Source organism: Sphingomonas sp. 66-10 (assembly GCF_001897045.1).
GTDB lineage: Bacteria > Pseudomonadota > Alphaproteobacteria > Sphingomonadales > Sphingomonadaceae > Sphingomonas > Sphingomonas lycopersici.
Genome location: NZ_MKRR01000057.1, coordinates 1 through 9,409, shown reverse-complemented (window position 1 = coordinate 9,409; position 9,409 = coordinate 1). Strand labels below are relative to the sequence as shown.

Below are 9,409 nucleotides of genomic sequence, written 5' to 3'. Positions count from 1 at the left end.
GAATTACACGCCCACTGACACTGCTCGCCGTCAGCCATGCCGGTTATCTTGGCTATAATGCCGTCACCAAGCCGCCCGGTGCGCCATTGTCAGGATCCGTCGACGACGGCCCCCCGCCGACCCCTGCACGGATCGCGGAGCCATGACCTATCATATTGGCGATGCTATTGACCTGGTCGGCATGGATGTCGTCAGCACCGGCGCTTGCCTCGTGCGGTTCACTGACCAGCCCAATCGGCTATTACTCATGGGGGCGGCCCATGGTCTGGTGCGAAAGGAAGCAAAGCCAGGCGATCCGATTGCCGCTAGCGCTGACAAGCATCTGATCGGCGTCCTTCAGACCTGGACCACCTTTCGGCAGATGATTACCGCCGATGTCGCGCTCATCTGGGTCGATCCGACAAGGGTTCAACCGGCACCGGCACACGGCGGGGGACTAAATCCACCAGGCGCCTTGCCGGCACCCAGCGAGACCATCGAAATCATCGGCGGGATCGGGGGGGGCGGTCGTAAGGGCGTCATCGCCGACAATGACGAAGATATCCCACTTCCAGCCGAAGGGCCGGATTGGACGATTGCCCAACGGGTCGTCTACGCGCACCAGATGGTAACGACTAACATGGTCTCGGAAGCGGGAGACAGCGGAGCGATCGTAGTGGACAAGGATCGCGCGATCGCCGGCATGGTCGTGGGTGGCAGACCGCTGGTGAAGGTTGGTGCGATCTGGACCAGTCAGACCATCATCACGCCCATTCGCCAGATTTTAAATCACCCGGATTTCGGTGGCAGAATGCTTGAACTCGTCACCGCGATCTCTGGTACCGAGCAGGCGCCGCCGCTCGACGGCTAAGCGTCCATTTGAAATTTCAGGGATGAGCGTTCCGCCGTAGGGAGTATCGTTCCATAGCGATCGGGATCATCGCCTGCGAGACGTCGATTCGCTTCTCGCAATCGCGGATTACGCGGCGCAAACGGATCATCCAACCGAACGTCGGCTCTACGACCCAACGGCGAGGTAGAATCCTTAAGCCCTGATGTGGCTCGCTGTATCGAATATTTCATGGATCGGTGGCGATGGCCGTCATCTGGGCCTGAGATAATGCCTCACATTTCCCAGCTGAGCGAGAGGCCGCGCTCCCACAGCCAGGCTCGGCGACGGTCCTTGATCCCGCATTGCACTCGGCGAACAGGCGCTTGCGCGTCAGCGATGCGACCCGTTTCGGCAGCAGGCGATCGCGTTCCATCTCGTCAGACTCTGGTTCGTCGATCAGGGATTGCACGAGATTTCGGGCCCTGGTCGAGAGCGCAGCGCGGTTGGGCGCCATCCTGGGCCGCGCATCACGATTCTGTGCCCACGTCACAACGTCACGCGCTCGCGCAGGGCTGATTCCATAGGCAGCGCCGATCTCGCGGAAGCTTTTGCCTTCGGCCTTCATCGCCATCATCTGCGCGCCGCGGACGGCCGCGTTGTGCGATCGCTCGTTTCGCGGTGCGACCCAGGCGACTGGCGCGACGGGTCGCTTGAATTCGAACACCCGCTCGCCATCCCAGAGCCGGATCGCACTAAGCTCGCTCTGTTTGATCGCGTCCACCGCCATGGTTTTGGCCGCGGCGAGGTCTGGTGCTTCGATCACAGAGATGCACGGTTCCCCCTGTTCGGGAACGGAACGGAACGCATAGGCCACCAAGACGACAATCCCTCCTATCTTCCTGATCCTGTGGTAAAATAAACGCTCGCGCAACGCGCCGGTTGCCAATCGCCTTCGGAATGGGGACGATTGGCTATTCGTACCGGTCGATCGACCGGGGCCAAACTTTCAGATCAGCGAACCTTCCGGTTCGCGCTGCCTGGTTCCTGATCGTTGGCATCCAAAGTCCCCGCGCCGGAGCGGTTGTGCTGGCCTGGCGCGGCATCTTCTCGCGGCGGTTGTAGCTGACGTGCAGATAGTTCGCGTGTTTTCGGCGGAGGATCGTCGGTCGGCACACAGCCGAGCGCATGGAACAGGGCAGGGCCATCTGCGCGACGGGGATGCGCCGACAACATATCGAGCTGGATCGCCATGCATCGCCGGTCGTTTGTGGCGGAGCGCCGGGCGGCGACCTTGGCCAGCGGGATCGCCTGGAATGCGCCGAAGGTGAGCATCAGCAGCGACATGAACATGAAGGCGATCCGCAGCCACCCGCGGAAACCATATGAAGCATCGAAGAGAAAGGCGAACATGCCGGCGGTGAGGCCAAGGCAGCCGAGTTCGACGGCGTCGCCGTAGCGAATGAGCGGCTGGCCGAGCGTCATCATCCCGAGCGCTGCGACGCCGATGCCCCACAAAACGGCTCGCCCTTGTTCGCGATCGACCTTTTCGGAGTTGGTTTCGTTCGTCTCATCCGAGAGGCGGTGCCGCCTGCCGCGAGACGGGCCCGGGATTTCGCTATCAGACCTCGGGGCGATCGCTCTGATCATTCTGGTCGGTGTCTTCGGCGTTCGGCCGCGGAGGGAGCGATATGGTAACATCTTGCTTCTGTGACCTGCGCCAGGATCAGTTTCTATTCGGGCGGGTATTTTCCGGACCGCCGATGGCTTGATCGCCTTTCCACCAATCCGTGCGGGGACGACGACGCTGCGCTAATTCTGGTTCTTGCGGCCGGCGCCCTGGGCCGCCGCGCGCACCATATGCGCCCAGCTGCCGATATAGGCCGCACGGCGTTGATACTGCTCCCCGGCGTCGGCGGTCATCACCGCGATCCCGCCAATCGTTTCGGCAAGCTCGTTGGTAGTGCAGATTCCATTGCGCTCGAGGATACCGCCGAGCGCGGCGAGAACCGAGCCCATGGCAAACATCGCATCTTCATCCATCGTGGCGACCTTTCTTGGTTTTTGGGGATGGGGCGGGTTGCACCTTGACGTGGCGGTGGCCGGACGGCTGTTCCGCTCGGGTCACAGCGCCGCGGCAAGGCGGTCCAGTTCGGCGTCGCCGCCCTGGCGGTCGAGGTAATCGGTCGTGGCCTTGAGGATGCGTGCGATATTCGCATCAGAGGCATCGTCCATCGCGATCTTGCCGAAGCCGTCGAGGCTGAATTCGAGGCGGAAGTAATTCTCGGGCTCCAATAGTTTTTTCATCTGATAGTGGACCGTCTCGCTCTGACCGTCGAACATCGCCTCCAGCAAAGGTACGCCCCGCGTCGGTGCTGCCCATTGCAGAACGCCCCAGCGCTTCTGTTTCTCAAATTTGACCGTCGACTGACCGCAGCCGAACGACGCAACAAGGAATTCCGGTTTTTCGCCGTTTTCCCCTGCCCAGGTTTTGACTGCCTCGACATAGCCGCACATCGCCGGATTGTTGGCGAACAGGCCTCCATCGGCTCCACGCATGTCATGGTGCAAGGCGGTGAGCTCGGCGGGGTCAAAATAGAAGGGAGCGCTCGATGAGGCGTTCACCACATTCCACAGCGGCACTTGGCTGAAGCGATTGTCGCCCACATTTCTGTATTGGGGGCCGCCATTCGGGAAAATCGGCCCCGGACCCGCCGCGACATTGTAGAAAGTGCCGAGGAAGTTTCGCTCAAGCTCGCCCAGCGTCAGATTGCCCAATATCTGTCGAAGCACCGCGCCTTTGGCTGACTCTTTGTATTTTCCCGAAAAAAGCGGAAACGGGCCAATCCCCGCCCATTGGCTGGTGAACATCGCCTGCCCGTGCGTGTGATACAATTGTTCGATGTCTTTGGGGGCAAGTGGCTGGGCTGCCTGACCGGAAGCGGCGAGGCCTGCCGCCACGATGCAGCCGGTCGAGGTGCCGACGAACAGTTCGAAGCTGTCCGCGACCTTTAGTTTACCGCTGTCCAGGAGCTTCTGTTCCAGCCTGGCGAGCATATGCGCGGGCGCGATGCCCCTGATGCCGCCGCCGTCGATCGACAAGACGCGTATCTTCATCGGCAATTCCTCTGCGTCGAAACGTCCCACACGAACAGGTCTGTGTCAGCCGTTGTTCCCCTCATTTTGGACCAAGATCCATGTCGTTCGTGGACGGTAGTGCGCGGGGTGGTTCGGGTCGGATCTCCGGTGAGTGGTGCGCCGATCAGGCTTGGGCGGGCGGATGCCCGCCTGGCGGCGGCCACCGGGCTCTATCTCCGCTTCGCTCCGACCAAGCCCCCTTCGGGGTCTTGTCCGCTGAAGCGGTAACGATCCCTTCCGCGAGGCGGGGTAGGTGGCCGAGCTCGGCGGGGCGCCTCGCCGGGGCATCCCGCTCGGACCCATGTCTGTCATCGCCTCCTGCGCCGCCTCGCAGGCTCGCGGCGTGCCGGTGGTGGTCCGCGGGCACAAGGGCTGCCTCCGGCCAAGCTCCGGTAGAAGAAAATGACCCTGCTGGCGTGATCCTTCGATCCAAGGGTGCCAGCAGGGCCATTTTCTTCAACCTCCGCTAAGCCGCAGCGCAACGTCCCTTGCACCCGCGGACCCCCACCGGCCCTTGCGCCCCGGCGACGGCGGCTCCGGAGGTGATGACAGACGACGCAGCGCCTTTGTCCTCGGGGGATCAATGCGGGATCGCCTTCGGCGATACGTTTCCTTGTTTCAGGGACGCTGACCGCGTCCGATTTTATTGGCTCAGGCTCACCAAAGGCGATCGAAATCTGTCAAGAAATCAATTAGATAGATGGGATTCAGGGGAGGGGGTAGAAAGGGATGTGGCCGGGGAAAGAGGAACCGGACCACGGACAGGAGAAAGGACCAAGTCATGAAGATCGGAAGCTTCAAATTCGATGAACGCGTCGGTGATCTTGTCGGAAAGATCGCAACCCGCGAGATGCGTTTTCCTTATCTCATCATGCGCAAGGTGACCGATCGCCAGAGCGACAGCGCACCCGTCTATGAAATGTACGAAACCAGTCAGTCTGGCGACGAAATCCAGATCGGCGTTGTTTGGGAACGTCGCATGCGCGCGAATGACGAGGTTTTCCTGTCGGGCATGATCGATGACCCGTCTTTCGCCGTCCCCTTGCCGATTGCTCTATTTGGCGACGAGCATGATGGATTCGACGTCCAGTGGCGGCGCGAACGTGAGCGCGAGCCGCAGGGCTTTGGCAGCGGTGGTGGCTTCGGTCAGCGCGGCAATGGTGGTGGCCGGCGCGGGGCTTTCTCGGGCGGCAGCACCGCCGGGCCGGGTGGCGAATATACCGGCGCACCGCGCGGCCTCGATGACGAGGTGCCGTTCTAGGAACACCCCAAAGTCGGGCCCGGGGGAGCGCTGGAGACGCTTCCCCGGACCCTCAGCCATCAACCCGATCAAAGAGGCGGACTCACATGAACAAGCAAATGACCTCAGGCGCGGTTAGCAGCTTCGTTGACCTTCCGAAACTATTTGCCGAACTCACCGCGACTCCCGATTTCGTGGCGTCGTTCGGCGACCCCCTGCCGCTGTCGATCATCGAGCCGGGCGATGAACCCGGTGAGCATGATATGCCCGAGCCGTTGGCGGCGCAGGCCGAATGCGGAGGTGTCATTGCCGCCATTTTCGACCTGCTCACCGACACGCGGCTTGAACCGCTCGCCGCTGAAATTGCATGGGGGTTCGTCAATTCCTTCCATTTCGTCGCGAACAGGCTGGCGGGGCGTGAGGATCGGCTGGCCGACCAGCTGCGCGACATGGCGCGCCGGCTGGAACCCGGCGAGGTGTTCAATGGCGAACTCGAACAGCTCCAGCTCGAATGCCAGTCGGTCGCGGAGCAGGGCAGGGCGATGGAGGCGATGCGCGATTATGCCGCTGCCATGTACCGCACGTACAACGGCCGGCCGTGGTCTCCCGCGCGCGGGTCGCGTGCCTCGCACGTCACCACCGCCAGCCAGATTTCTGCGCTCGATTTCCTCCGCGCCCGCGCCGAACGCCGCCGCGATCGTTATGACCCGCAAGGGCCGATCGTTGTCGTTTCGGGGCCGGCGAAATGGCATGATGACCGGATCATCTGGGGCCGGCTCGACCAGATCAAGGCGCGTATCCCGCATATGATCCTGCTCACCACCGGCCAGCGCAAGGGCGTGGATGCCGCCGCCGCCGCATGGGCCGTCCAGCGCGGGGTGACCTGCATCAACTGGGGGCTCTATGGCAGCGGCGATGGCAAGGCGTTCAAGCGCAATCGCGATATCGCCGCATTGATGCCGGTCGAGGCGATCATCTGTGAAGGCTCCGGCATCCAGTCCGGGCTCTATGACATTCTCAACCCCGAGCATGGGCATCGCGTCCCGACGCATCTTTTCTATCAGGACGATCAGAAGCCGGATGTGCCGGTCACGCGTCGGCGGCGGTATCTCGCGCCCTGATCGCGGCGGGCGGCAGGATTATGAGGGCCGGGGCGGGGGACCGCTGCCGGCCCTTTTTTTTGCGTTGGCGCGAAGGCGGGGGAAACCCGAGCGGTTTCCCCCGCGCCGCTCCTTTTGTCGAGCCTGGCGGCCCGCCAACGTCGCTCCCCTTTCCGCTGTCGATGGAGGCTGACCGGGGCAATTCCAACGGCGCTATGTGAAACCCCGAGGGTGCCCGCGCCTCCCGGCACGAGGCTGCGCAGCGCGGGCGCGCTGCGTGAGGCGGGACGCACGGCGCGAGGCCGTGGTGTAATGCACCTGACGCACGGGTGCTGCAAAGTTATTTTCAAATGATCCCAATAGGTTGGGTGCGTGATACACGTGCCACAAGATCATTGAATCGTGTGCCACGTGAACCACAGGACATGCCTGGGGTGGAGATAAATAGCTGAGATTACGCCGATTTAGCCGGGGTACACGTGATACTATGACCTTCATCGCAATTCCGTGCACGCCATGGCTTGAGCGGTCTGACCGCCGGTCACGAGCGGATCGCCCGCCTCTGTCGGGTGCCGTTGGGGCTTTGTGTTCACTCACCGCTCCAGCGGAGATTGACGGCTTCCGGGTAGGAGCGAACGTAGCGCGTCGGTCGGCCAGCGACGATTCATCCTGAAGGCCGGTTGCTGGACGACGGTCGGATTTGAGGTGCAAGCCATTGAAAGCGCACGCGGCAAATGCCAACGCCGGGAGCCGCTGAAATCTCTAGCGACCGCCTCGGCTTACGTCGCTTGGTGAGGGACCTCGCAGATGCGATCCACGCCGACGGTAGCGCAGATCATTTGACCGATGGTGACGATCTGGTGGATGCTGATGCAATGAAAGACGAGGACAAAGCCGCCTGATGATTCCTGAGCCTGCTAACCCAAAAATCTACCACATCGTCCATGTCGACAAGCTGGCAGCGATTGCGGCCGATGGATTTCTGTATTCCGACGCGGTGATGGCCCAACGCCCGGCCAACGGGACGGTCATCGGCATGAACAATATCAAGGCTCGGCGGATGAACGAGTTGACGCTCGCCAGCCATCCTGGCCTCTACGTCGGCCAGTGTGTGCCATTCTATTTCTGTCCGCGCTCGGTGATGCTCTATCTCATTTCTCGTCGCAATTCAGAGCTTGCGTATCAGGGCGGCCAGAACCCGATCGTGCATCTTGTCGCCGACCTGAACGCTGTGGTCGCATGGGCACAAGCGGAACAGCGACGATGGGCGTTCACGTTGTCGAACGCAGGCTCCTTTTATTTTGAGGATCGCTGCAACCTGGCGCAGCTCGGCGAAATCAATTGGAACGCTGTGCAAACGACGCAATGGTCGGGAAGCCCCACCAAGGAGCAAAAGCAAGCCGAGTTCCTGCTTGAGCAGCATTTCCCATGGCACCTGATCGAGCAGATCGGTGTGCTCAATCAGGCGATAGGCCAGCAGGTGGTGCAAGCCATCGCTGGCGCCGCCCATCGTCCCCTGGTTCACATTCGACCAGAGTGGTACTATTAAGGGGGAACAAACATGGCACAAATCGAACTCAAAACGGGTGACCTATTGAAGGCGGATGCGGAGGCAATCGTCAACACGGTGAACTGCGTCGGCATCATGGGACGTGGCATTGCGCTTCAATTCAAAAAGGCGTTTCCGGCCAATTTCCACGCCTATGCGCGCGCGTGCGAGGATGGCGAGGTGCAGCCTGGCAAGATGTTTGTTTTTGACTCCGGCTCGTTCACAAACCCGCGCTACATTATCAACTTCCCGACCAAGAGGCATTGGAAGGGCAAGAGCCGTATCGAGGACATCGAGAGCGGGCTGGTCGCGTTGGCGCATGAAATCAGTGAGCGAGGTATCAAATCGATTGCTATTCCGCCGCTTGGGGCTGGCCTAGGTGGCCTTGACTGGGGCGATGTTCGCCCGCGCATCGAGGCTGCGCTCCGCGATCTGCCAAACCTTCATGTGTTGATCTATCAACCCAAGGGCGCACCTGACGTTATCAAGTCGCGCGACGTACCCAACATGACGCCGGGCCGGGCCGCGCTCGTCGTTCTCATGAACCGCTATTTGCAAGGGCTGATGGACCCGTTCGTGACGCTGATCGAGGTTCAGAAGCTGATGTATTTTATGCAGGAAGCCGGCCAGCCGCTCCGGCTGAACTACATCAAGCATCATTATGGTCCCTATGCCACCAACCTTTCCCATGTCCTTAATAAGGTCGAGGGACATTTCGTTGCGGGTTATCAGGATGGCGGCGATCAGCCGGATAAGGAACTCACAATTGTGCCTGGCGCCATTCTGGAGGCAGAGGTGTCTCTAGCGCACGAAGAGGCAACTCATGCCCATTTCAACAAGGTGGCTGATCTGGTTGACGGCTTTGAGACGCCGTATGGGTTGGAACTGCTTGCGACAGTTCATTGGCTGGTTACCCGTGAAGGGGCTGATACTGCAGAGAAGGCTCTTGCCGGAGTACGCGGGTGGAATGACCGCAAGAAAGTGTTCACCGAGCGCCAGGTTGCTATCGCGTTTGATACGCTAAAATCCAAGGGTTGGTTCGCAGTTGCTTGATGGCGGGACGGTCAGCTTGTGAAGCTTTATGGCCCGACGATCACCGCAGCGGGCCGCGACCGCGCGCGGCTGTGTCGCTGGAGGATATCGTCGCTAAGACCAACCGGCGATCGAACATCGGAATCGGCGAGGAACGACATGAGCGGAATGGAGGCCACTTGGCCACGGTCGAACGGCTGATTTCGTCACGAGCGGTCATTAGTCTACCTGACACGGATCGACGCGAATCGGTTGTTAACTTACGAAACGAAAAGCATAAATTTGATTGTCCCGTCTTTGGTCTCAAACCCCCGGCTTGAGCCGGGAAGGGCTTCAGCCTACGACTCGGCGTATAATCGGTATCCTCGGAGAAGTGAGACCGCCCGTGGGGCGTGAAGTCTCACTTCTCCGAGGATACCGATTATGGCCTATTCCAGCGGCAGTCACACGCTTTATCGTAAGCGCCAAAACCTCCCCACATTCCGGAGCTGATCGGTATCGGCGATAACGCCCGCGCGGTTAGCGAGGGTAAGATAGATGCT

9 protein-coding genes and 1 pseudogene are annotated in these 9,409 nt (G+C 60.9%); 5 read left to right on the top strand and 5 right to left on the bottom strand.

Features of this window, described 5'->3' with window-relative positions; translation table 11 throughout:
• Nucleotides 1-142 precede the first annotated feature (142 nt).
• Complete coding sequence (locus BGN95_RS05970; protein WP_286771964.1) at nucleotides 143-850, top strand: chymotrypsin family serine protease; 708 nt, start codon at nucleotides 143-145, stop codon at nucleotides 848-850.
• A 16-nt stretch (nucleotides 851-866) separates the two neighbouring features.
• Here BGN95_RS05970 and BGN95_RS05965 read toward each other — a convergent pair.
• The 5 genes and pseudogenes from BGN95_RS05965 to BGN95_RS05945 all read right to left on the bottom strand — a co-directional run.
• Nucleotides 867-1,055: pseudogene (locus BGN95_RS05965) on the bottom strand (transposase); the annotation flags it as partial.
• A 3-nt stretch (nucleotides 1,056-1,058) separates the two neighbouring features.
• Complete coding sequence (locus BGN95_RS05960; RefSeq protein WP_286771963.1) at nucleotides 1,059-1,685, bottom strand: hypothetical protein; 627 nt, start codon at nucleotides 1,683-1,685, stop codon at nucleotides 1,059-1,061.
• A 137-nt stretch (nucleotides 1,686-1,822) separates the two neighbouring features.
• Entirely contained in the window at nucleotides 1,823-2,458 is a 636-nt protein-coding gene (locus BGN95_RS05955; protein WP_286771962.1) for a hypothetical protein, read from the bottom strand.
• A gap of 162 nt (nucleotides 2,459-2,620) precedes the next feature.
• Nucleotides 2,621-2,851, bottom strand: a complete 231-nt coding sequence (locus tag BGN95_RS05950) for a hypothetical protein (RefSeq protein WP_286771961.1) — start codon at nucleotides 2,849-2,851, stop codon at nucleotides 2,621-2,623.
• Nucleotides 2,852-2,932: 81 nt separating this feature from the next.
• Nucleotides 2,933-3,925 carry a patatin-like phospholipase family protein gene (locus BGN95_RS05945; protein ID WP_286771960.1) on the bottom strand — a complete coding sequence of 331 codons (993 nt, stop codon included), beginning with the start codon at nucleotides 3,923-3,925 and terminating at the stop codon, nucleotides 2,933-2,935.
• 802 nt (nucleotides 3,926-4,727) lie between these two features.
• Between BGN95_RS05945 and BGN95_RS05940 the strand changes: the two genes are divergently transcribed.
• From BGN95_RS05940 to darG, 4 genes are all read left to right on the top strand, one after another.
• Nucleotides 4,728-5,207, top strand: a complete 480-nt coding sequence (locus tag BGN95_RS05940) for a DUF736 domain-containing protein (RefSeq protein WP_286771959.1) — start codon at nucleotides 4,728-4,730, stop codon at nucleotides 5,205-5,207.
• An 86-nt stretch (nucleotides 5,208-5,293) separates the two neighbouring features.
• Nucleotides 5,294-6,307: a DUF2493 domain-containing protein gene (locus BGN95_RS05935; protein WP_286771958.1), complete on the top strand. Its 1,014-nt coding sequence runs from the start codon at nucleotides 5,294-5,296 to the stop codon at nucleotides 6,305-6,307.
• A gap of 880 nt (nucleotides 6,308-7,187) precedes the next feature.
• The gene (gene darT, locus BGN95_RS05930; protein ID WP_286771957.1) at nucleotides 7,188-7,835 is read left to right on the top strand and encodes a type II toxin-antitoxin system toxin DNA ADP-ribosyl transferase DarT; all 648 of its coding nucleotides are present in this window, start codon (nucleotides 7,188-7,190) and stop codon (nucleotides 7,833-7,835) included.
• Between the two features lie 12 nt (nucleotides 7,836-7,847).
• A complete protein-coding gene (gene darG / locus BGN95_RS05925) occupies nucleotides 7,848-8,888 on the top strand; it encodes a type II toxin-antitoxin system antitoxin DNA ADP-ribosyl glycohydrolase DarG (protein ID WP_286771956.1) in 1,041 nt (346 codons plus the stop codon).
• Nucleotides 8,889-9,409 lie beyond the last annotated feature (521 nt).

Bases quoted from the DNA above. Each gene is read 5' to 3' on its own strand.
- darT (WP_286771957.1), top strand. From the start codon at position 7,188: ATGATTCCTGAGCCTGCTAACCCAAAAATCTACCACATCGTCCATGTC.
- BGN95_RS05935 (WP_286771958.1), top strand. From the start codon at position 5,294: ATGAACAAGCAAATGACCTCAGGCGCGGTTAGCAGCTTCGTTGACCTT.
- BGN95_RS05940 (WP_286771959.1), top strand. From the start codon at position 4,728: ATGAAGATCGGAAGCTTCAAATTCGATGAACGCGTCGGTGATCTTGTC.
- BGN95_RS05950 (WP_286771961.1), bottom strand. From the start codon at position 2,851: ATGGATGAAGATGCGATGTTTGCCATGGGCTCGGTTCTCGCCGCGCTC.
- darG (WP_286771956.1), top strand. From the start codon at position 7,848: ATGGCACAAATCGAACTCAAAACGGGTGACCTATTGAAGGCGGATGCG.
- BGN95_RS05970 (WP_286771964.1), top strand. From the start codon at position 143: ATGACCTATCATATTGGCGATGCTATTGACCTGGTCGGCATGGATGTC.
- BGN95_RS05955 (WP_286771962.1), bottom strand. From the start codon at position 2,458: ATGATCAGAGCGATCGCCCCGAGGTCTGATAGCGAAATCCCGGGCCCG.
- BGN95_RS05945 (WP_286771960.1), bottom strand. From the start codon at position 3,925: ATGAAGATACGCGTCTTGTCGATCGACGGCGGCGGCATCAGGGGCATC.